We start from the raw sequence: 26,434 nt of genomic DNA, 5'->3' as shown, positions 1-26,434 counted from the left end.
ACATCGTGAAATCTTACGTTTCGACGTAAGCGACTCCACGCAACTTGTGCGTCGCGTTGCTCCTTCAAGTTGGTTACGCTGCTTAAGTAAAGCCCTCGATCGATTAGTACCAGTCAGCTCCAAACCTCACGGCTCTTCCACACCTGGCCTATCTACCATGTCGTCTACATGGGATCTTACTAGCTTACGCTATGAGAAACCTCATCTCAAGGCTGGTTTCACGCTTAGATGCTTTCAGCGTTTATCCGTCCCGAACGTAGCTACCCAACTGTACCCTTGGCAGGATAATTGGTACACCAGCGGTTCGTCCACTCCGGTCCTCTCGTACTAGGAGCAGCCCCCTTCAAGTTTCTTGCGCCCGCGATGGATAGGGACCGAACTGTCTCACGACGTTCTGAACCCAGCTCACGTACCACTTTAATCGGCGAACAGCCGAACCCTTGGGACCTACTTCAGCCCCAGGATGTGATGAGCCGACATCGAGGTGCCAAACCTCCCCGTCGATATGGACTCTTGGGAGAGATTAGCCTGTTATCCCCAGGGTAGCTTTTATCCGTTGAGCGATGGCCCTTCCACTCGGCACCACCGGATCACTAAGCCCGACTTTCGTCCCTGCTCGACCTGTCCGTCTCGCAGTCAAGCTCCCTTCTGCCTTTACACTCTTCGAGCGATTTCCGTCCGCTCTGAGGGAACCTTTGGGCGCCTCCGTTACTCTTTTGGAGGCGACCGCCCCAGTCAAACTGCCCGCCTAAGACTGTCCGGCCGGTCGTTACTCGGCCCGTTAGAAATCAATTAATGAAAGGGTGGTATCCCAACAGCGACTCCCCTAAAACTGGCGTCCTAGGTTCTCCGTCTCCCACCTATCCTGTACATTCATTAACTAAGTTCAATCTTAGGTTGCAGTAAAGCTCCATGGGGTCTTTCTGTCCAGTCGCGGGTAACCTGCATCTTCACAGGTACTTCAATTTCACCGGGTCCCTCGTTGAGACAGTGCGCAAGTCGTTACACCTTTCGTGCGGGTCGGAACTTACCCGACAAGGAATTTCGCTACCTTAGGACCGTTATAGTTACGGCCGCCGTTTACTGGGGCTTCAATTCAGAGCTTCGACCGAAGTCTAACCCCTCCTCTTAACCTTCCAGCACCGGGCAGGTGTCAGCACCTATACATCAGCTTTCGCTTTAGCAGGCACCTGTGTTTGTGGTAAACAGTCGCTTGCGCCTCTCTTGTGCCACTCATTCATGCTCCAAGCGTTGCTGCTCTTCACACTACATGAGTCCTCCTTTTCCCGAAGTTACGGAGGCATTTTGCCGAGTTCCTTAACGAGGGTTTTCCCGCGCACCTTAGGATTCTCTCCCCGCCTACCTGTGTCGGTTTTGGTACGGGCGATGTGTCTCTACCTAGAAGCTTTTCTCGACAGTGTAGGATCAATCACTTCGCGACTATTGCTAGTCACTCGTCATCACATCTCAGCTTTTAGAGCTACGGATTTGCCTATAGCTCAACCTACCTGCTTAAACACGCTCTTCCAATCGCGTGCTGACCTACCTTACTGTGTCACTCCATCGATCAAACGATTCACACCGGTACAGGAATTTCAACCTGTTGTCCATCGCCTACGCTATTCCGCCTCGGCTTAGGTCCCGACTTACCCTGAGACGACGATCGTTGCTCAGGAACCCTTAGGCTTTCGGTGGAATGGATTCTCACCATTCTTTTCGCTACTCATACCGACATTCTCACTTCTCATCAGTCCACAACTCCTTACGGTACTGCTTCAGCCCGATGAGAACGCTCCCCTACCCATATACATTGCTGCATATGACACGACTTCGGTTTTACACTTTAGCCCCGGACATTTTCGGCGCAGAGTCTCTCGACCAGTGAGCTATTACGCACTCTTTAAATGGTGGCTGCTTCTAAGCCAACATCCTGGTTGTTTTGGAAATTCCACATCCTTCGCCACTTAGTGTAACATTGGGGACCTTAGTCGGTGTTCTGGGCTGTTTCCCTCTTGACAATGGACCTTATCATTCACTGTCTGACTCCCGAGTATAAGTATAGCCATTCGTAGTTTGACTAGGTTCGGTAACCGGTATGGCCCCTAGCCCGATCAGTGCTCTACCGCCTATACTCTCTACCTCGAGGCTAGCCCTAAAGCTATTTCGGGGAGAACCAGCTATCTCCGTGTTCGATTGGCATTTCACCCCTATCCACAACTCATCCCAAAGCTTTTCAACGCTCACGAGTTCGGTCCTCCACACAATTTTACCTGTGCTTCAACCTGGCCATGGATAGATCACTACGGTTTCGGGTCTACTATTACTAACTGAACGCCCTGTTCAGACTCGCTTTCGCTGCGGCTCCATGTTTTCCACTTAACCTCGCTAGCAACAGTAACTCGTCGGTTCATTCTTCAATAGGCACGCCGTCGTCCTGATATATATACAGACTTCGACTGTTTGTAGACATACGGTTTCAGGTTCTCTTTCACTCCCCGCCAGGGGTTCTTTTCACCTTTCCCTCACGGTACTATGCGCTATCGGTCGATATCAGTATTTTGGCTTGGAGGGTGGTCCCCCCTGCTTCCCACAAGGTTTCACGTGTCTCGTGGTACTCTGGATACAGTCCCGTGTATGCAAGGTTTCGATTACAGGGCTTTCACCTTCTGCGGCTGAGCTTTCCAGCTCGATTCTTCTACCTCATTTACACTTGATGACTGTCCTCAACCCCGGTGCGGTTGCCCGCTCCGGTTTGGCCTCTTTCCCGTTCGCTCGCCGCTACTAAGAAAATCTCGTTTGATTACTGTTCCTCCGGGTAATTAGATGTTTCAGTTCCCCGGGTGCCCTCCTCATAGTCTATGCTATGGGTGACAGTGCATAACCACTGCCGGGTTCCCCCATTCGGATATCTACGGGTCACAGGTTGCTTGCACCTCTCCGTAGCTTATCGCAGCTTACCGCGTCCTTCTTCGGCTGATATCGCCAAGGCATCCACCATACGCCCTTATTATCTTTACTTATTTTGCGTTATCATTTGCGCCTATCGTCGTCGCCTCACGCTCGATTTTGCCTTACGTACAATAGTACGCGGCGGCTTCATCTCGCTCAGGCTTCTAGATATGCATCAAATGCTAACGAAAATCTCATGATTGAATACATGAGAGATAATATTGACATGCATTAGATACATTGTCGTTTTTTGTAGCCGTACATTTTCATGTACGTCACCATTAAGTCAGAGAATTATTTCCTATGTGCTCGGGTCAACCTACTTAGAAATTCTAAGAGATGACCTTACAAATATATAATAATTATCTTCTATGCAGTTTTCAAAGAACAAATCTGCCGATACATTCCGTGTTACTCGTCGTTGCACTTGTCTTGCTCATCTAGCATACTTCCAGTATGCGTCGATTTCGCAATCCTACGTGCGCCTAGATTAACGCATAATGTATAACGTCATATTAAATTGAGAAATCTATGACAGATCTCTCAAAACCAAACAATGATAAGTGTGTAAGTACAGCTAGCGCTTATGCTACGTCTACTTACTCGCCAAAGTGTCGACCTAAGTGACATCCAAGCTCTCGGCTCGGTGTATGTCTCCCTAGAAAGGAGGTGATCCAGCCGCACCTTCCGATACGGCTACCTTGTTACGACTTCACCCCAATCATCGACTTTACCTTAGACGGCTGGCTCCCGAAGGTTACCCCACCGGCTTTGGGCACTTCCGACTTTCGTGGTGTGACGGGCGGTGTGTACAAGGCCCGGGAACGTATTCACCGCAGTATGCTGACCTGCGATTACTAGCGATTCCGACTTCACGTAGGCGAGTTGCAGCCTACGATCCGAACTGAGAGAGTGTTTCTCGGGTTTGCTCCATCTCGCGATCTCGCTTCCGTCTATTAACTCCCATTGTAGTACGTGTGTAGCCCAGGTCATAAGGGGCATGATGATTTGACGTCATCCCCGCCTTCCTCCGCATTGTCTGCGGCAGTCTCTCATGAGTTCCCACCTTTACGTGCTGGCAACATAAGATAGGGGTTGCGCTCGTTGCGGGACTTAACCCAACATCTCACGACACGAGCTGACGACAACCGTGCACCACCTGTTTTCTGGCTTCCGAAGAAGAGGAACCATCTCTGGTTCTGTCCATCAATGTCAAGACCTGGTAAGGTTCTTCGCGTTGCGTCGAATTAAACCACATACTCCACCGCTTGTGCGGGCCCCCGTCAATTCCTTTGAGTTTCAACCTTGCGGTCGTACTCCCCAGGCGGGGTACTTATTGCGTTAACTCCGGCACAGAAGGGGTCGATACCTCCTACACCTAGTACCCATCGTTTACGGCCAGGACTACCGGGGTATCTAATCCCGTTCGCTCCCCTGGCTTTCGCGCCTCAGCGTCAGTTTTCGTCCAGAAAGTCGCCTTCGCCACTGGTGTTCTTCCTAATATCTACGCATTTCACCGCTACACTAGGAATTCCACTTTCCTCTCCGATACTCTAGATTGGCAGTTTCCATCCCATCACGGGGTTAAGCCCCGAACTTTTAAGACAGACTGACCTATCCGCCTGCGCGCGCTTTACGCCCAATAATTCCGGACAACGCTTGCCACCTACGTATTACCGCGGCTGCTGGCACGTAGTTAGCCGTGGCTTTCTATTCCGGTACCGTCAATCCTTCTCACTATTCGCAAGAAGGCCTTTCGTCCCGATTAACAGAGCTTTACAACCCGAAGGCCGTCATCACTCACGCGGCGTTGCTCCGTCAGACTTTCGTCCATTGCGGAAGATTCCCCACTGCTGCCTCCCGTAGGAGTCTGGGCCGTGTCTCAGTCCCAATGTGGCCGTTCATCCTCTCAGACCGGCTACTGATCATCGCCTTGGTGGGCCGTTACCCCTCCAACTAGCTAATCAGACGCAATCCCCTCCTTCAGTGATAGCTTACATGTAGAGGCCACCTTTCATCTATCCTCGATGCCGAGATTAGATCGTATGCGGTATTAGCAGTCGTTTCCAACTGTTGTCCCCCTCTGAAGGGCAGGTTGATTACGCGTTACTCACCCGTTCGCCACTAAGATTGATAGAAGCAAGCTTCCATCGCTCTTCGTTCGACTTGCATGTGTTAAGCACGCCGCCAGCGTTCGTCCTGAGCCAGGATCAAACTCTCCAAGATATCTTGAAGCTATTTGAATAGCTCATTTGTTTTTGTTGTCGCTACATTGAAGTAGCTTTGAATTATGGTTGGTTTTGACTATGTCAAAACCCGCACTCTGGCATATGTTCAATCGTTTTGATTGATTACCTATCATTGTTCAGTTTTCAAAGATCTGTGCCCCTTCATATGGGGTACTTGAATATAATAACATTTCCATATACTCATGTCAACAAAATTTGGACAAATTTTACTACAAATTTCAGAAAATTTTTACCATTATTTTTGCACAATTTCACGGCCTAATTTTACAGATTCGAAACTTGAGTTATATCACTCTTTTAGACATATCATATAACGAGAATTTAAAGCAAAAAAAAGCCGCAACAAGAATGCATATATTGCATTCAGTTGCGGCTTCTTGCCTATATAACAGTGTGTTTATAGAATCCCTTATTTGCATTTCAACACTGTATATTAAAAACTTTTATATATAAGGTATTGCATCTGCATTTCCTATACAGCAAAAGTTATACATATAAAGATTTAATTATATGTGTATTTAGATGATTAGTTATCTGTCTGAATCGCTTCACGAAGGTTAATTTCGTGCATATCGCCAACAGAAGGTTCTTCTGTAGACATATTCTTCACAGTTTGTTTTGTAGCAAACCAAACTGCTTCGTTCATGTAATAACGCAATTCTTCATTAGATACATGTTCTTGATCTTGAGCCATGATATCAAGCATAGCATCTTCCAATGCTTGTGCTTCTTCATCAGTCAAAGGACCGCCAACGGCCTTTTGTTTTTGAAGCAATTCATTCATGCGATCAACCATGCTGCGCAATACATTGTAACCATAGCTATTTGTATAACCTTGGTCCTTATCATATTTAGGGAATGTGTAATAGCTATACTCGTTTTTATTACGGTTTTCACCATTCCAGTTCAATGCAGTTTCTTGGCCATGTACATAACCTAAAGAATGTTTACGGAAATAATCAGCATAGTTATGCTTATCTTTAGAATGTAACCATTTAGCTTCTTCTTTAGTTAACGCTTGATGATTATTCTTTTTGCTTTCAGCTAAAGCAATATGTTTTTCCGCATTTTCCCATGCTTTCACAAATTCATGGATACTTTGCACCGCCTGAGGGCTAGCCACAGGAACCAATACAACAGAACCTGTTGTAGGCGCTTTAGCCGGATTTGGTAAAAGCAATGGATCATCAAATGTAGCAGATGCCGCATTAACATGTAATACGCCACTGCCGAATAATACTGCCGCTGTGAAAGCAAGCAAAGTGGATTTTTTCATTATATATTCCTCTTTTCTATCAACGAATTAAATCGGGTGGGAGGATTCCCTAAAGGGGAATCCTCAACCCGTAATGTTCAGTATGAACGTATTATAAACCTAGTCTTGCCATCATTGCAGCAATATTAGCTTTCATTTGTTCATTTTCAGCTTTCAAATCAGCTACTTCACCTTTTAATCCTTGATTTTCAGCTTTCATTGCAGCAAGTTCACGTTGCATTGCATATGTAGAACTGATAGGTCCTTTACGATAACGATCTGCAGTTTCTGCTTCGCCGTCTCTGTTACCTACTTTCCAAGTTACACCAGCATTTGCCATCATATGGCTATTGCTGCCTGCCCAAGCAACACCAGCATGTAACATCATGGATTCATTTTTATAATGAGCCACACCTAATGCCAATGCGGAGTCGCCACGGTAGTTACCGTAACCTGCCATAATTTGAGTAGGTTCGTAAGGGTCATAAGCCATAGGTTTCAATGCGGACAACGCGGAGGACATCGCACCAACTTGACGAACTTCGTTTACAACATTATTCATGCTGTTAGCAACACGATTAAGTTGGGAACCATTAACAGCATCAGTAGAAGTGGAGCTAATTTCGCCTGGTGCTACGTTAGTAATCTTATTACCACCGTTGTTTAAACCAGAGCTTGTTAAGGATACGCTGCCACCACCATTATTTTTGATTGTGATACCGTTACCGTTTGTCACAGTTGTATGACCGGAGTTATCCATAGTTGTAATGGAATTGATACCAGTAATATCTTTTGCCAAACGAACATTCAAGCTGCCGTTGTTGTCAGAGATAACACCGATATTGTTTGCAGTGGAAAGTTTGCTTTCATCAGTAACGCCACCTTTAACAGTCACTTTTTGACCTAGGTCACGATGGAATTCACCTTTATCACCTGCAAAGTCTAAACCAGCTTTCTTAAGGCCGTCGATACCTTTCTTCAAGTCGCCAATGTTAGCACCATTTGTTAAGCTGCTGCTATTATCAGCGATATTGTTAATATCTTCGCCTTCGGCATAACCACTTGCCATGTTAACAACTTTATTACCGCCATTGTTCAAGCCGTCCTTAGTCAATGTTACTGCACCAGTACCATCTTTAGGGGAACCTTGACCTGCTGGAGGAGTAGTAATGGCAACACCGTTGCTGCTAACAGTAGTAGTTACTTTTTCACTACCCATGCCAGATGTAACAACCACACCATCTGCAGTTGTGCTTGTTCTCTTAGTCTTTTTGTCAGTAGTTACAACACCGTTAACAGTCAACTCAGTGGACTTAGTTGGATTATCTACAAGTACACCTTTAGCTGTTGTTTGAGTTGTATTATTTTGACCATCAGATACTTTCACATTATCTGCAGTAAGAGTAGTCTTATTACCAAATGTATCAGTGCTTGTAACACCTACACCGTTTGTTACAGTAGAGAATTTCTTATCGTCAGTAGTGGTAATCACACTGCGTAAGTTCAAGTCTTTTTTGATATCTACAGTGTATGTTTTAGACTTATCTGCATTAACTGTAGTTTCTACAGTTGTATTGCCGCTATCGCCAGCTTTCACTGTTGTAGTTGCTGCCGCCATGCTGCTCTTCAACTGTTGAACGTTAACTGCATCTGTATCATTTACACCAGCTGCCACGTTAGTAATCTTTTGATTATTTGCGTTTAAGCCTTCGTTAGAAATGTAAGTTTTACCGCCTACAGATACGCCCTTATCATCAAGAACAACTTGTTTGTTTGGATCGGAACCAACAGTTACGGAATCAAGACCTTTAAGGTTCTTAGCGAGTTTAACGTTCAAGTTGCCGTTTTCATTAACTACGCCAATGTTACCATTTGAAAGTTTAGAAGCATCAGATTCGCCACCTTTGAGTTCCAATGTTTGACCGAGGTCTTTATGGATAGCTTCACCGGAGTCGCCTTTGAAGTTCAAGCCTTTCTTAGTCAAGTCTTGAGTGTTCTTATCAATTTTATTATCTACAACTTTTAATTGATCTTCTGTTGCAGCTTGACCGTTAGTGATGTTATTAGGATCCCAAGTTCTGTTAGTCAAGTTGTTTACAGTACCGTTTGCACCGTTAACTAAAACTTTACCAGCATTGATTGAGCCCTCTGTACCATTGATAGTTACTGCATTAGTACCTTCACCAGCTTTCACGATACCTTTAGTACCATCAATGTGAACTGCTGTATTACCAGAACCTAATGTTACAGTATCTTTCAAGCCTACAGTGAAAGTCTTAGCTTTTGTAATAGCGTTGATTTCTTCCTCAACATCAATATTTTTACCAGCTTTTACCTTAGTATCGGACGCAGCTTTTACTTCGTTCAATTGATTCAAGTTAACTGCATCAGTACCATCAGTACCAGCTTTTACATTCTTGATTTGAGTATCGTTAGCGTCAAAGCCATTAGCTGTAACGAATTTCTTACCACCGATTGTCAAACCATCGTTGTTGATAGTTGTTTGACCAGTTGTTACGCTGTTCAAGCCTGTTAAGTCTTTTGCAAGTTTAACATTCAACTTACCGTTTTCGGATACAACACCGATATTGTTGTCAGACAATTTAGCTTTATCAGAAACGCCACCTACAACATCCAATGTTTGACCAAGGTCTTTATGAATTAATTCACCAGAGTCAGCTTGGAAGTTCAAGCCTTTCTTAGTCAAGTTTTCAGTGTTCTTATCAATTTTATTATCTACAACTTTTAATTGATCTTCTGTTGCAGCTTGACCACTTGTGATGTTATTAGGGTTCCAAGTAATGTTAGTCAAGTTGTTTACAGTACCGTTTGCACCGTTAACGAAAACTTTACCAGCATTGATGTTACCTGTTACACCATCGATTGCCACTTTACCAGCATTGATTGTGCTGTTCACACCATTGATAGTCACTGCATTCGCACCGTTACCAGCTTTTACGATACCTTTTGTACCATCGATATTAACAGCTGTGTTACCGGAACCTAATGTTACAGTGTCTTTCAATGCAACTGTGTAAGTCTTAGCTTTTGTTACAGTATCTACAGTTTCATCAACATTGATGTTTTTGCTACCTTCTACTTTTGTATTAGATGCAGCTTTCACATCGTTCAATTGTTTAACGTTAACAGCATCGTTGTCTTCTACGCCAGCAGTTACGTTTTTGATTTGTGTATTGTTAGCATTGAAGCCATTAGCTGTAACGAATTGTTTGTTGTTGATTGTCAAACCATCGTTGTTGATAGTTGTTTGGCCAGTAGTTACGCTGTTCAAGCCTGTTAAGTCTTTTGCAAGTTTAACATTCAACTTACCATTTTCGGATACCACACCGATATTGTTGTCAGACAATTTAGATTTTTCAGTAATGCCACCTACAACATCCAATGTTTGACCAAGATCTTTATGGATTACTTCGCCAGAATCAGCTTGGAAGTTCAAGCCTTTCTTAGTCAAGTCAGTGCTGTTGTCAGTGATTTTCTTATCAACAGATTTCAATTGATCTTCTGTTGCAGCTTGACCGCTTGTGATATTTGCAGGATCCCAAGTTGTATTAGTCAAGTTGTTTACAGTACCTGTAGTACCATTGACAGTCACTTTACCGGAGTTGATAGTGCCGTTTGTACCATTGATAGTCACAGCATTAGCACCGTCACCAGCTTTCACGATACCTGTAGTACCGTTGATGTTAATTGCTTTATCGCCGGAACCTAAAGTTACATTGTCTTTCAATGCTACTTTATAAGTTTTAGCGTGTGTATTAGGGTCTACTGTGGAATCAACATTGATGTTTTCGCTACCTTCTACTGTAGTGTTAGACGCATTTTTAACTTCATTCAATTGATTCAAGTTAACTGCATCATTACCATCAGTACCAGCTTTTACGTTTTTGATTTGTGTGTTGTTAGCATCAAAACCGTTAGCTGTAACGAATTTATTACCACCAATTGTTAAACCTTCGTTATTAATTGTTGTAGCACCAGTTGTTACACTTGTTAAGCCAGTCAACTCTTTAGCAAGTTTAACATTTAACTTACCGTTTTCAGATACCACGCCGATGTTATTGTCGGACAATTTAGCTTTATCGGAAGTACCACCTACAACGTCTAATGTTTCGCCAAGATCTTTATGAATGCTTGTAGCGTCATCGCCTTTGAAGTTCAAGCCCTTCTTAGTCAAGTTGCTACCATTGTCAGTAATTTTCTTATCAACAACTTTCAATTGATCTTCTGTTGCAGCTTGACCGCTTGTGATATGGTCAGCATCCCAAGTGATATTTGTTAAGTTGTTTACAGTACCTTTAGCACCGTTAACAAGAACTTTACCGGAATTGATATTACCTGTTACACCGTCAATCGCTACGTTACCAGCAGTAATTGTGCTGTTTGTACCGTTGATAGTTACAGCATTGTTGCCTTCGCCGGCTTTCACAATACCTTTTGTGCCGTCGATATTAACAGCAGTATTGCCGGAACCCAATGTTACTGTGTCTTGTAAACCAACTGTATAAGTCTTAGCTTTAGTAAGTGGATCTTCAGAATCAGTTACATTGATGTTTTTACCTGCTTTTACAACAGTTTTAGCTGCAGCTGCGTTATTAGATACTTCTTTCAACTGTTTAAGGTTAACTGCATGGTTATCCTCTGTACCAGCTTTCACGTTTGTGATTTGAGTATCGTTAGCATTGAAGCCATTACTTGTAACAAATGTGTTGCCACCGATTGTCAAACCATTGTTGTTAATAGTTGTAGCACCAGTTGTTACGCTGTTCAAGCCTGTCAAATCTTTAGCAAGTTTAACATTCAATACACCGTTGTTATTAACTACGCCGATGTTATTTTCTGAAAGTTTAGATGCATCAGCTTGACCACCAGAGATTTTCAATGTTTGACCAAGGTCTTTATGAATTGCAGTACCTACATCGCCTTGGAAGTTCAAGCCTTTTTCTACGATTTCAGTTTTTGTAGTATCAATTTTATTGTCTACTACTTTTAATTGATCTTCTGTCGCAGCTTGACCATTAGTAATAGCATTAGGATTCCAAGTTCTGTTAGTCAATTCGTTAACAGTACCTGTAGTACCATTGATTGTTACTTTACCGGAGTTGATAGTACCATTTGTGCCATTGATAGTTACAGCATTAGCACCGTCGCCAGCTTTTACGATACCTGTTGTACCGTTAATATTGATAGCTGTGTTACCAGAACCTAATGTTACTTCATCTTTCAAGCCTACAGTATACGTTTTAGCTTTAGTTACATTGTCGATACTTTCATCAACTTTAATGTTTTTACCTTCAGCTACCTTCGTATTTGCTGCAGATGCACTGTTGGATACTTCTTTTAATTGTGCCAAGTTTACTGCATCGCTGTCGATTGTACCACGAGCAACGTTAGTAATCTTGTTACCACCATTATCCAAGCCTGTTTTAGTAAGGGATACAGATGCATTGTTTGTAGCACCGTTGCTGATAGTTACACCATTGGAAGTAACTTTTGTATCACCTACAGTTACGCTGTTCAAACCTTTAAGGTCTTTTGCCAAACGAACTTTCAAGTCATTAGAGCCATCGGATACAACACCGATATTGTCTTCTGCAGTCAATTTGGATGCGTCTGTGATGCCACCTTTAACGTTTACTTGTTCGCCAAGTTTTTTATTGATTACATTACCGGAGTCAGCACCGAATTTCATGCCTTTATTGATCAATTCTTCTTTAGTCTTGAACAATTGGCTACCGTTAATAGCATCTGTGGATGTAGCTGTTACAGCACCGTCTTTTACATTTGTAATAGTAGTGCCATTAGCGCCTTCCAATGTTACCTTAGTTTTATCAACAACACCGTTATTGATGTCGTATTTAACAGCACGATCTGTCAATTTATCTACAGAAGTCTTGGATGCAATGTTATTGATTGTAACTTGCTCTTTAACGCCTGCATGGTTTTTATCCTCTACAGTCAAGGATACTTCACCATTGTCGTTTACCTTGTAGGAACCGTCACCAGCGGAGTTTCTTACAAGACGATAGTCAGTTGCACTGCTACCTTGTTGAGTAATTTGTTCACTAACTTTTTTCAACTGATCTTCAGTCGCTGCACGACCGGATACGATAGATGTGGAATCCCAGCTCTTATTGCTCAAGTTAGTTACATAATTACCAGTTTCGCTCGCTTGTTTCGTATTTTGAACAGTTTGAGCGCCCATTACAACGCCACTAGCAGTTACTCTACCTGCTGTACCATCAAGAACTACTTGATTGTTACCGCTACCCAATGTCACTTTGTTATTCAAACGAAGATCATATTTAGCGCCTTCAGTGCTTGTAGCAGGAGTCGTTGTCAATTTAAGGTTATCATCGGAAACAGTTACTTTTGAATGTTTGCCTGCTTCGATTTTTACATCATGCAATTGGCTACCATTTACAGCATCTGTAGAAGTAGAGGATACTTCGCCAGCTTTCAAGTTAGTAATTGTTGTACCGCCTTGGCCTTCCAAAGTAACCTTGTTTTTATTAACAGTAGTACCGTTAAGATCATATTTAACAGCACGTTCTGTCAATTTATCCAATTCAGTTTTGGATGCGATATTGTTGATTGTTACCGTATTAGCAGGACTATTAGGATGAGCCTCATCTTTAACTTTTAAATCAACTTTATTGTTTTCTACAGAGTAAGAACCATCTGCAGAATTTGTATTGTTGATCAAGCGGTAATCTGTTTTAGCTGCATTAGTAGTCTTGATTTCATCAGACACTTTTTTCAACTGATCTTCAGTTGCTGCACGACCAGATGTGATTGTAGGGTTTTGAACATTCCATTCTTTGTTGTCCAAACCAGTTACATAGTTTTTATTGTCGCTATGTTTACCTACACGAACAGAACCAGCAGTTACGCTATTCAAACCTGTTAGGTCTTTTGCCAACTTAACATTAAGGTTGCCGTCTTTAGCTACAACACCGATGTTATTGTCAGACAAAGTACCTGTAGCGCCACCAGTAATACCTAAAGTATCGCCAAGTTGTTTATTGATTTTAACATTGTTATCGCCTTGGAAGCTTAAGCCTTTAGCGATTTTGTTAGTGTTATTTGTGATATTAGTAGTATTAATATCTTGTTGCTCTTTAGAAGCAAGGTTCGTCAACTTAACTTGTTTAGGATTGGAACCATCAGCATCCGCAACAGTCAATGTCATGCTACCGTCAGCAGCTACTTTATATTCACCGTTGCTGCCTGCTGCAGGGTTTGCAATCAAGCGGTAGTCAGTTTTGGAAAGACCATTAGAGATTTTAGAGATATCAACATCGAATGTTTGATTATCATTACGTGTCAATGTCAATCTCTTACCGTCATTGGATACTGTACCGGATGTAACATAAGTATTTTTCAAACCTGTTACTTCAGCGGTTAAACCGTTTGTACCGGTCATGTTAATCTTGCCATTACCGTTTGCTTCATAAGTAGCAGCACCACGTTGTAAGTATTTATCGTATTTAGCTGCAATACGAGAGATATCACCGATATTAGCCGCATTTGTTAATGTATCGCCACCGGATTTTACATTAGTGATTTGATTACCACCAGCATTGATACCTCTTGTGCTCATGGATACATTACCTGTTGTAACGGAGTTGAAGCTTGCATCTTCAACAGTTGCAACCGTAACATTATCTCCGGAGCCTTCTAATGCAATATTTTTACCAGCTTTAAAGTTAACTGTACGATTAGGCGCTTTTACATCTTTTAGCTTTCTACCGTCAACTTGAAGTTCCCAACCTTGGTTTGCAGATTTAATAGCTTCATGAACGGTATTTTTACCTGTATCACCAATGTTAGTCATGGTGATAGTACCGTTTTGGTCAACCTGAGCATTACCGCCTAAGATATTCTTAGTGCTGTTAGCTACATTACCCACTGCATTAGCAACGCCATATAATTGGCTGCCATTAATAGCATCTGTAGATTGTGCATTCACACGACCAGCAGCTACGTTAGTGATTGTACGTTTTGTAGAATTGTTACCAACGCTAACTGTGGAATCAGCAGTGCCACCGGCATAGTTATATTTCAAGCCGTTAATAGTTTCACTAGCAGTGCTCACAGGGGCCGCTGTTTCAGATTTAGCACCTAACGCAACGCCACGAACGTTATTTACTGTCGCATTGCTACCAAGAGCTAAGCCTTCGTTTGCTTGTACACTTGCTTCACTACCGATTGCTACAGCATCAGTTACTTCTTTTTGAGCTTTAAGTTTAGTGATTAATTCAGGATTATCTTTATAAACACTACGATCACGTACACGTTCTAATGTACCTGCTTGAGCGCTTACGCCCAATGCGATGGACCGAGAACCAGTTGCTTGTGCATCATCACCGATAGCCACAACATTTTTCTTGTCCCCATCTTGAGTGCTCAAAGCACTAGCTTCACGACCCATAGCAATAGAGCCGTAACCTTCGGAATGAGCGTTATTACCGATAGCTGTAGAACGTTCACCTAATGCCCATGCAGCATTACCTGCTGCTACAGAAGATCCGCCCAATGCATATGTATCATTACCTAATGCCACGCCGGAACCACCATGAGCACGCGCAGAGTTACCTACAGCAACGGAGTTATTTACTTTATATTGAGGGTCATTTTGAATACCGGATTCAGCATTATTACCGATAGCTATGCCGTCCATTGCACGAGTTTTGGCATTGTTACCAAGAGCAACCCCATTATCACGATAATGAGCAGCACTGTTACCGATAGCTACGCCTTGTATTCCCTGAGAAAGGGCATTACTACCGATAGCTATGCCATGAGTAAAATTCTCGCCTTTATAATTTGTACCTGCTGCTACATTAGCACCTGTCCCCATAGCAACACTATCTACAGTATTTGATTTAGCACCTTGACCGATAGCAATAGCACGAGCAGCGTTAGCTTGGGTATTAGTACTTCCGTCATATGCTGTATACGGTGTACCTTTTGCGTCTGTCAATGGATCAGGATTTGCAGAACCGATAGCAATGGATTGAGCACCTTTTGCCAATGCGGAGTGACCCATGGCCAAGCTAGCAGACCCTTGTGCGGATGCTGCCGTACCGATAGCTGCCGCATATTGTTCTCCTGCGTAAGCTTGACGCATCATCGCCAAGGAGTTAAAACCCTTTGCCTTTGCAGCTGAACCGACAGCAATAGCACCGATTTGTTCAGATTGAGCATAATGGCCTAAACCGATACCCAACGCACGAGATTGGGAATAATCACCGATAGAAATACCGGATACGGAGCCATCATTAGAACGTGCATTCGCACGATTACCAATTTGAATACCGAACACCTTATTATCAGTATATAAGTGTCCTTGTCCTGGATTTCCTGGTGTTTTGTAATCATACATTTGAATGTAAGGTGCTTTTTCGCTAGGGTATAAATACGTAAACCCGCCATCACGTTCACCTTCACCAGGAGATAAAGAAAGACCTCTAATAGGTGCTGCATCAACACCCGAAATTAATCCGCTACCGCAGGTCAAAACCATAGCCGCCAAGCCAACTTTTACCGTAGCTTTAGCGGAATTACTAACAAAGCTTTTGGAGCCACGAGTATGGCTTTTTGCGATTTCAGATACAACGACATATGCGCCTCGTACCTGACTCCAAATTACCCTATAAATACGATTCATTTAGTAGTACCTACCTTTCACACAGTTTTATAAGGGATTCTAAAACCAACACTAAAACACTAAAAATAATAAAATTTTCATCAAAAATTTAATTACTATACATATAAAATATCAGATTAGTTTATGAATGTAAATATATTTTTTTCACATTTCGCTCATTTATTTTCAGAACTTTAAACTTCTTTTAAAAATTGATTTTCTTACTCATTTAAATATATTTTCAATCATAAAAACCCTTACAACAATGGGCCAAACAACACTTATAATCTAAAACTAATGATTTTATAGTAAATTAATCACATTTATAATTTTCGATTAAAATTATATGTTCTGTATTATACACTATTATGAAAAGTTTGTGAAGTCAAATACAAAAAAAGAACGAAAGTCCTTTCACAGTAGACTTTCGTTCTTTCATTTTATGTACCATATAGAGTTAAAATCATCTAATCTTCATGGGTATTTTCTGGTACATCAGCTCGCTTTTTACCACATGAATATAAGATGAAACAGATGTGAATTACATGCCTAAACGACTCATAATAAGAGCTAATTGTCGTTTAGTTTCTTCGTTATCTTTCTGTAGACGAAGGTTGTCTTCTTTCAATGCCGCATAGTCTGCAGTTAATTTTTCATCCTGCGCTTTCATGCGTGCATTTTCAGCTTTCAAAGCAGTCATTTCATCCTGCATTACGTACATAGAGCTGATAGGACCACCCTTGTAACGTTCAGGAATAGCCTTCTTCTCATCAGAAGTACCAAATTTACGAGTTACACCGGCATTCACCATATTATGACGGCTACCAACAGATACGCCTGCATGGAACATAGTGTCTTCCGATGTGTAATGTGCAACACCTAAAGCCGCTGCTGTTTCTCCTCTGTAATTGCCGATACCAGCCATCACTTGAGTTGGTTCTAACGGATCGTATTGAATAGGTTTCAACGCAGACATTGCCGCCGCATGAGCACCTACACGTTGCGTTTCACCCGCCACGGAATTAATGGCATTGGCCATACCTTCTGTAGCACCCTTCAATTGATTCAAGTTAACCGCATCAGTACCGTTTACGCCAGGGCCTACATTACTGATTGTTTTACCGCCATTATTCAAGCCGTCTTTAGTAAGGCTTACAGCATTACCGCTAGCAGGGGTAATAGTTACACCGCTACCATTCACAACCGTAGAATTACCTCTGGCATCCTTAGTCGTCACAGACTCAAGACCTTTCAAATCTTTTGCCATACGAACCTTGAGATTAGTTCCATCAGATACGACGCCTAAATTATCTTCGGACGTCAACTTACCAGCATCCGTAATACCCCCAACTACATTCACTTGTTCATTAAGTTTTTTGTTAATTGGAGTTCCGGAATCACCACCGTATTTCATACCATCGTCTTTGGTTGCCACTTGATGAGTCTTACCGTTTTCATCTTGGTACTTAATACGAGTGATTGCATTGCCGTCGAGATCGGAATCGCCCTTATCAGCAGTAATATCCGCATTGCGCCCATCTTTTCCGGTTAAACCGATGTGGCCAATACCGTCTTTGCCGGACATAGATACAGCATCTTTACCGTCTTTACCAGTAACAGCTACTTTGCCATCTGTACCATTTGCTGCATCTGGACCTGTAATGGAAACGCCATCCTGACCATTTTTGCCGACTTTCACCTTATCTGCATTGACCGTATCAGTATTGATCGTCTTGGTAGTGATGCTATCGGCCTTAAGGTCTTTCGCCATCTTGATGTTGATATTACCATCTTGATCGGCTACAGTTTTGATATTTTCGCCGGAATAATCGCTATCAGCCCCTTGACCTTCACCTTTGATAGTAACCTTTTGACCTAAATCACGGTGGAATTCACCTGTATTACCGGCAAAATCCATACCTTTCTTTGTGATTTCATCACCTAAGTTATTAATCTTATTATCCAAGGTTTTATGGGACTTCTGCAATTGATCTTCTGTAGCAGCACGACCACTTGTGATATTGTTAGGATCCCAATCTTTGTTTTCCAAACCTGTCACATGACCGTCCTTGCCATCAACAGATACTTTACCTGCCGCGATCTTACCATCTTTACCGTCGATAGTTACCTTATCTCCGGCCTTAATTGTACCGTTTGTACCGTCAATCGCTACATTGCCGGCCTTGATTGTACCCTTATCGCCATCGATTTCAACTTTATCGCCTGCTTTAATGGTTCCTTTGTTGCCGTCGATGGTAACTTTATCCCCTGCTTTGATTGTACCTGTTGTACCATCCATTGCAATTTGTTTCGTAGGATCAGTCCCCATTGTTACTTGATCTTTGAGGCCCACTTTGTAGTTTGTAGAACCGTCCGCATTAGTGGTCTTATCTACTTGGACATTATTACCTGCCGTTACAGTTGTAGTAGCAGCTGCTGCGGCTTTATCCAATTGGGATTTATTAACCGCATCCTTAGAATCAGTACCATCAGCTACATTCGTAATCTTCTTGTTGGACGCATCGATACCGTCCTTCGTCATGGATGGACCGTTGGTAATCTTCACGCCGTTCTTTGTAACAGCAGTCAACGGATTGCCATCCTTATCTTGAACGGTCATACCTTCACCATTAACAACGGTTTTACCGTTTGCACCATTAGTACCATTGTTGAAAGTTATGGAATCTAAACCTTTCAGATTTTTTGCTAAACGAACATTAAGGATATTATTTTTACTAATAACACCAATATTATTTTCGGTCAACTCAGATTCATTGGTGACACCACCCTTAATGTCCAATTGTTCATTAAGTTTCTTCTTGATGGTAGTACCGGAGTCACCACCGTATTTCATACCATCGTCTTTGGTTGCTACTTCATGGGTTATGCCATTTTCATCTTGATATTTAATGCGCGTGATTTCATTTCCATTAACATCAGCAGCACCTTTATCAGCGATAATATCCGCACTGCGACCATCTTTACCAGTTAAACCAATATGACCTATACCGTCTTTACCGGACATGGACACTGCATCCTTGCCGTTTTTATCTGTAACAGCTACCTTACCGTCGGTGCCATTCACCGTATCTGGACCGGTAAGAGATACGCCATCCTTACCGTCTTTGCCGACTTTCACGGATTCAGCCTTAAGATTTTTGTTCATCTTCACATCGATAGTCGTGTTACCTGTTGCTGCATCTTGTTTGATGAAAGTCTTAATATTGTCACCACTATAGTCGGTATCAGCAGCTTTGCCTTCACCTTTAACAGTGATAGTAGAGCCTAATTTATTAGTTTGTACGCCGCCTACATTAGCATTGAATTTGAGACCTGTATCAGTTTGACCTGCCAAAGCTTGTTTCAATTGATCCTCTGTTGCAGCACGACCGGATACAACATTACCTGCATTCCAAGTCTTATTATCAAGCCCTGTCACGTAGTTACCTGTATTAGCAGGGGTTGCACCATCGGATTGTTTGCCCATGGTTACAGTGCCGGCTTTCACAGTTTCTGTAGCAGTAACAGATGTAACGTTAAGATCTTTCTTCAATTTTAGACCGATCTTAGTGTCATCACCGGTTTGTGTAATTTCTGTGGTGATGTTATCGTCGCCGTTTACCGTTACCTTAGAGCCTAGTTTATTAGTTTTTTCAGCGTTATTATCCGCATCAAAACGAAGGCCTTTGTTGGTAAGTTCAGTCTTAGCGTCATTAATATTATTGTTGAGTTCAGTTTTAGTGTCAGCGATATTTTTGTTTAATTCGGTTTTAGTATCACTAATGTTTTTATTTAACTCAGTTTTAGTGTCATGCAATTGACTGCCGTTCACCGCATCTTTGGAGTTAGCCGCCACATCGCCATTAGCAACATTGGTAATCTTTTGATCATTCGCATTGATGCCGTTTGGAGATACATAAGTCTTACCACCTACGGTCAAACCACCACTATTGATGGTTGTACCGCCAGCTGTTACGCTATCTAAACCAGTTAATGTTTTTGCCAACTTCACGTTTAATGTGCCTGTGCCATCAGATACAACACCAATATTATTATCTGTTAAATCTGCGGCCGTAGCTCCACCTTTAATGGCAACAGTACCACCTAGCTTCTTGTTGATAGTCGTACCAGAGTCACCGTCAAAGTTCAAGCCTTTATCTACTTCGGATTTAGACGCCACATCTTTAATCGTTACGGTTTTTGTTTGATCCAGATGATTCTTATCTTGAACTGTCAATGCTACATCACCGTTGGCATCTACAGTATAGTCACCATTGGATCCCGCCGTAGGATTTGCAACGAGACTAAAGTCTGTTGCACTAGCACCTTGTTTCTTAACTTCATCACTAACCGTTTTCAATTGGTCTTCCGTTGCTGCACGGCCAGATGCAATCGTAGGATTATCAATGCTCCAAGCCTTATTATCAAGACCTGTTACGTAATTACCCGTATTAGCAGGGGTTACACCATCAGATTGTTTACCCATAGTTACCGTACCAGCTTTCACAGTTTCCGCTGCCGTAACAGTGGTAACGTTAAGATCTTTCTTCAATTTTAGGCCGATCTTCGTATCGTCACCGGTTTGTGTAATTTCTGTGGTGATGTTATCGTCGCCGTTTACCGTTACCTTAGAGCCTAGTTTATTAGTTTTTTCAGCGTTATTATCCGCATCAAAACGAAGGCCTTTGTTGGTAAGTTCAGTCTTAGCGTCATTAATATTATTGTTAAGTTCAGTTTTAGTGTCAGCGATATTTTTGTTTAATTCGGTTTTAGTATCACCAATGTTTTTATTTAATTCAGTCTTTGTATCAGCGATATTCTTGTTTAACTCAGTTTTAGCTTCATGTAATTGACCGCCGTTAACCGCGTCTTTGGAATTAGCCGCAATATTACCATCAGCAACATTGGTAATCTTTTGGTCGTTCGCATTGATGCCATTTGGAGATACATAGGTCTTACCACCTACGGTCAAACCACCACTATTGATGGTTGTACCGCCAGCTGTTACGCTATCTAAACCGGTTAATGTTTTTGCCAACTTCACGTTCAATGTGCCTGTACCGTCAGATACAACGCCAATATTATTATCCGTTAAATCTGCGGCCGTAGCTCCGCCTTTAATGGCAACAGTACCACCTAATTTCTTATTAATAGTCGTGCCAGAGTCGCCATTAAAGTTCAAGCCTTTATCCAATTCGGATTTAGATGCTACATCTTTAATCGTTACGGTTTTTGTTTTATCCGGATGGTTCTTATCTTGAACTGTCAATGCCACGTCACCATTGGCATCTACAGTATAGTCACCATTGGAACCTGCTGCAGGATTTGCAACGAGACTAAAGTCCGTTGCATTAGCGCCTTGAGTTGTGATGGCTTCAGTAACTGTCTTCAATTGATCTTCTGTTGCAGCACGTCCGCTGACAGCAGTCGGATTAGTTACGCTCCATGTCTTATTATCAAGACCTGTTACGTAGTTACCCATAGTAGCAGGAGTTGCACCATCGGATTGTTTACCCATAGTTACAGTACCGGCTTTCACAGTTTCCGTAGCAGTAACAGTGGTAACATTAAGGTCTTTCTTCAATTTAAGACCAATCTTCGTATCGTCACCAGTTTGACTGATTTCCGTCGTAATATTGTCGTCGCCATTTACTGTTACCTTAGAGCCTAGTTTATTCGTTTTTTCAGCGTTATTATCCGCATCAAAACGAAGGCCTTTGTTGGTAAGTTCAGTTTTTGCGTCACCAATATTTTTATTCAACTCAGTCTTAGCATCACTAATGTTTTTATTTAACTCAGTTTTAATGTCATGCAATTGACTGCCGTTCACCGCATCTTTGGAGTTAGCCGCCACATCGCCATTAGCAACATTGGTAATCTTTTGGTCGTTCGCATTGATACCATTTGGAGATACATAATTCTTACCACCTACGGTCAAACCAACACTATTGATGATAGTGCCACCAGCTGTTACGCTATCCAAACCAGTTAATGTTTTAGCTAGTTTCACATTTAATGTGCTGCCATCAGACACGACACCGATATTATTGTCCGTAAGATCCGCTGTAGCACCACCTTTAATGGTAACAGTGTCGCCCAATTTTTTATTAATCGCAGTACCGCTATCACCGTTAAAGTTTAATCCTTTATTGATATTGGTTACATTTGTATTGACCTTATCATTAACGGATTTCAACTGATCTTCCGTTGCAGCTCGACCACTTACAGCTTGAGGATTATCCGCGTTCCAAGACTTATTATCGAGTCCTGTCACAAAGTTACCGTTTGCACCGCCAGCACCACCAGCTTGTTTGCCCATAGTCACAGTGCCAGCTTTCACAGTATCAGCAGCAGTAACAGTAGTAACGTTGAGATCTTTTTTTAATTTAAGGCCGATCTTAGTATCGTCACCAGTTTGACTGATTTCTGTCGTGATATTATCATCGCCATTTACCGTTACCTTGGAACCCAATTTATTGGTCTTAGTTCCGCCTGTATCCGCATCAAACTTGAGACCTGTATTAATCACATCATTCTTCGCGGTCGATATATTATTGTTTAGCTCGGTTTTAGCATTATCTATATTGCCGTTCAGTTCAGTTTTAGCGTCATTAATATTTTTATTGAGCTCAGTTTTGGCATCACCGATATTTTTGTTTAATTCAGTTTTAGCATTATTAATATTGTTATTTAATTCGGTTTTAGCCGCATGAAGTTGACCGCCGTTAACTGCCTCTTTGGAATTAGCCGCCACTTCACCATCAGCAACATTAGTTATTTTCTTGTCGTTTGCATTGATGCCGTTCGGAGTTACATAGGTCTTACCGCCTACGGTCAAACCACTACTATTGATAGTTGTACCCCCAGCCGTTACGCTATCCAAACCGGTTAATGTCTTAGCTAGTTTCACATTTAATGTGTTGCCATCAGATACGACACCGATATTATTGTCCGTCAAATTCGCAGCCGCTGCACCACCCTTGATGCTAAGCTTATCGCCCAACTGTTTGTTAATTACAGCGCCGCTGTCTCCATCAAAATTTAGACCTTTAGCGATAGTCGTATTGATGGTAGAGATAGAATTTTTATTGGTCGTAATATCTTGTGTGTTCTGTGCGATATTTTGTTTATTTTGTGTAATATCAGTCGTATTCTTACCAATATCGGTTGTGTTCTTGGTGATATCTGCCGTATTTTTAGCTATATCTTGCTTATTCTTACCGATGTCAGTCGTATTTTGAGCTATATCAGTCTTGTTCTTAGCTATATCTTGTTTATTCTTACCGATATCAGTCGTATTCTGAGCAATGTCAGTTGTATTTTGAGCTATTTTATCCTTATTTGTGTTAACTTGCGTATTAACAGCTTTTAACTGATCTTCCGTTGCGGCACGACCAGTTACGGCTTGTGGATTATTTACATTCCAAGTTGTATTAGTAAGACCTGTTATAGTTCCTGTGGTTCCATCCACGGTCACAGGATGTGCCGTACCTACAGCAAGTTTATTGCCCAATCCAACAGTGTATTCCTTACCACCATTTGCATTGGCACCTTCTGTTACGGTTATATTCGCGTCTTTCCCTTTTACCGTAGTGGCCTTAGCAGTACCACCGATAGCACTTTGTAATTGACTGAAATTAACCGCATCGTTAGGTGCTGTACCATTAGCAACACCAGTAATCTTTTGATTATTAGCATTGATGCCATCAGGTGTTACATAGGTTCTAGCACCTACACTCAAACCATTTTTACTAATAGTGGTGTTTCCTGCATTAACGCTCTCTAATCCTGTTAAATATTTTGCCAACTTTACAGTCAATCTACCGGTACCATCGGATACAACACCAATATTATTATCGGATAATGCCCCTGTAGCACCGCCTTTAATGACTAGAGTATCACCTAATTTTCTCTTAATCGGAGCACCTGTATCGCTGCTAAAATAGAGCCCTTTTTCAAGAGTATTATTGATAGTGTTAATATCATTCTTATTAGTAGTAATATCATCTTGTATTTTTGTGATATTTCGTGCATTGTTACCAATACGGCTTGAGTTATCTGAGATACTCTGCGTATTTCGATTAATAAAATACTGATTGGAATTAACTTTCTCATTAACCCGCTTTAACTGATTTTCCGTAGCAGCACGCCCTGTAACGGGTGCTGGATTATTTACATCCCATGATGTATTGGTAAGACCTGTGACCGTTCCTGTACCACTATCTATGGTTACAGGATGCGAGGCCGCCCCTTTCCCTACAGTAATCTTATAGTTTAAGCCAACAGTATACTCCTTACCACCTTTCGCCGTTGAGTTTTCCCTTACCGTAATATTACCATCATCATTTGCTTTTACTATGGCTTCTTTAGCCGTACCGTTAATTGCGCGTTGCAACTGACCGTAGTTAACTGCGTCCTGACTACCTGTACCGTCTGCAACACCTCTAATTTGTTGATTATTGGCATTAAGACCACCGGTTGACACATAGAGTTTACCGCCTACAGACACCCCTTTATTATCAATCGTAGCAGTTCCTGCTGTTACGCTATCCAAACCAGTTAATTTTTTAGCCAATTTCACATTTAGTGTGCCATTTCCGTCTGCTTGAACCCCAATATTGTTGTCAGCCAGAGCACCGCTAGCGCCACCTTTTATTCTTACTGTGTCACCTAATTTTACTTGGTTCTGAACAAAGTTATCACCATAAAAGAACAATCCCTTATCAATATTGTCTTTATTATATCTAATAGCATCGTGGATCGTGCTTTTACCTGTAAAACCGATATCGCTCATCGTTAATTTACCGGTATCAGGATCGAGCGCCGCATTACCGCCAAGGATATTTTTAGTAGTAGTGGCTAAATTGCCCAGGCTATTTGCTACGGCATATAACTGACTACCATTAATAGCATCTGTAGACGAAGCATTCATGCGTCCCGCCGCCACATTGGTAATCGTACGTTTTACCGTATCACTACCCACACTAAGCGTGGAGTCAGCACTGCCGCCAGCTAAATTCTTATACCATAAACCATTTACATGCTGATTTGGCGTACTTACCACATTAGCCGTCTTGGAGTTGGCACCTAATGCAATTGATCGTTGTTGATTCACATCAACTAATGCATTTTTACCGATGGCAATGGAATCATCTGAAGCTGCGATTGCAGCTTTACTCATAGCAATAGAATTATTTTTCGTCGCTTTTGCCGTCTCACCGATAGCAATAGAAGCCTCACCGCTAGCCACGCTATCCCAACCCATAGCAGCAGCATTAGTAGCGTCAGCTGTAGAGTTCGCACCGATTGCGCGAGCACCCGCTGCCAATGCTCTTGCACCGTTACCGATGGCTACGCCCCACTCGCCTCTGGATTGAGAGCCGTTACCCATAGCAACGGCACCGCCTTTAGATGCCTTCGCATTATTACCAAATGCCATGGATGATCCACCCCAAGCTCTGGCATTGGTACCAAATGCCTGATCATTATCGGCACCCACATAGTTACCGGCCTCATCATATCCAGCCCAGGATGTATTACCAAGGGCAAAGCCATTTAAAGAAGCTACTTTTGTCAAATTACCGATAGCAACACCATTATTTACTTCAACCGTTGCATTTCTTCCGATTGCAACACCTTGCACATTACCAACATTAGCCCTATTAGTTTTTGTAACAGTAGCACCTGTACCCAAGGCCACACTATTATCTGCCATTGCTGTACTATTGTCACCTATCGCTACAGTACCATTTTTAGCCTGAGCATTATCACCCCATTTTAATGTAGATGCCTGCGCTTCAGTTGGTATAATCCCTCCTGCTAACATAACAGTACAGATAGAAATTCCGAGCATCTTGGCAAACACAGATGTCATTGTCGAGCGTTTCGACATATTCTTCGCTGTTTCAGCCACAACGACATAACATCCTTTTGTACGACTCCAGATTACTTTAAAAATTCGGTTCATCTCATCTTACTCCTTGCATAAAACTATCAAATTATACGAATATAATAAAATATTTTATAACTATTTTAAAAAGTAAAAATACAGTTAATATATGGCTATTTATCGATGCATATCATATTAAACATATCATATTCTATACTAAAAGTAAAAAATTTTTCACTCTACACTCACTTCTAAATCATAAATATTTATGAATATACAAAAAGGCCGTCATATACCTTATGAATATGCTAAATGTACTAATTTTTTCGCATAAAATTAACTTCATGAAAAAAATGTATTTCACCTTAGTAAACTATTATGATCCAATTATTATTCACCTATATCACTCACCTATTTTAATT

3 protein-coding genes and 2 rRNA genes are annotated in these 26,434 nt (G+C 41.9%); all 5 read right to left on the bottom strand.

All coding sequences use genetic code 11. From position 1 onward, the window contains the following. Positions 1–83: 83 nt before the first annotated feature. Positions 84–3,018, bottom strand: a 23S ribosomal RNA gene (locus FNLLGLLA_RS00230). A 593-nt stretch (positions 3,019–3,611) separates the two neighbouring features. After that, a 16S ribosomal RNA gene (locus FNLLGLLA_RS00225) occupies positions 3,612–5,175 on the bottom strand. Together the 16S and 23S rRNA genes form the textbook arrangement of a ribosomal RNA operon. A 549-nt stretch (positions 5,176–5,724) precedes the next feature. After that, positions 5,725–6,474 (bottom strand): hypothetical protein, encoded by a 750-nt coding sequence (locus FNLLGLLA_RS00220; RefSeq protein ID WP_156697417.1) that lies wholly within the window; start codon positions 6,472–6,474, stop codon positions 5,725–5,727. Positions 6,475–6,565: 91 nt separating this feature from the next. Further along, a complete protein-coding gene (locus FNLLGLLA_RS00215; protein WP_156697416.1) occupies positions 6,566–16,144 on the bottom strand; it encodes an ESPR-type extended signal peptide-containing protein in 9,579 nt (3,192 codons plus the stop codon). Positions 16,145–16,664: 520 nt separating this feature from the next. After that, positions 16,665–26,090 (bottom strand): ESPR-type extended signal peptide-containing protein, encoded by a 9,426-nt coding sequence (locus tag FNLLGLLA_RS00210; protein ID WP_174892118.1) that lies wholly within the window; start codon positions 26,088–26,090, stop codon positions 16,665–16,667. Positions 26,091–26,434: the final 344 nt, after the last annotated feature.

Origin of the sequence: Veillonella parvula (assembly GCF_902810435.1) — a bacterium.
Classification (GTDB): domain Bacteria; phylum Bacillota; class Negativicutes; order Veillonellales; family Veillonellaceae; genus Veillonella.
The sequence above is the reverse complement of the archived record's forward strand: the minus strand, read 5'-3'. Positions and strand labels throughout refer to the sequence as shown.

What these genes read in the sequence shown, in the direction of transcription:
- FNLLGLLA_RS00215 (WP_156697416.1), bottom strand. Translation starts at nt 16,144, where the DNA reads ATGAATCGTATTTATAGGGTAATTTGGAGTCAGGTACGAGGCGCATAT.
- FNLLGLLA_RS00210 (WP_174892118.1), bottom strand. Translation starts at nt 26,090, where the DNA reads ATGAACCGAATTTTTAAAGTAATCTGGAGTCGTACAAAAGGATGTTAT.
- FNLLGLLA_RS00220 (WP_156697417.1), bottom strand. Translation starts at nt 6,474, where the DNA reads ATGAAAAAATCCACTTTGCTTGCTTTCACAGCGGCAGTATTATTCGGC.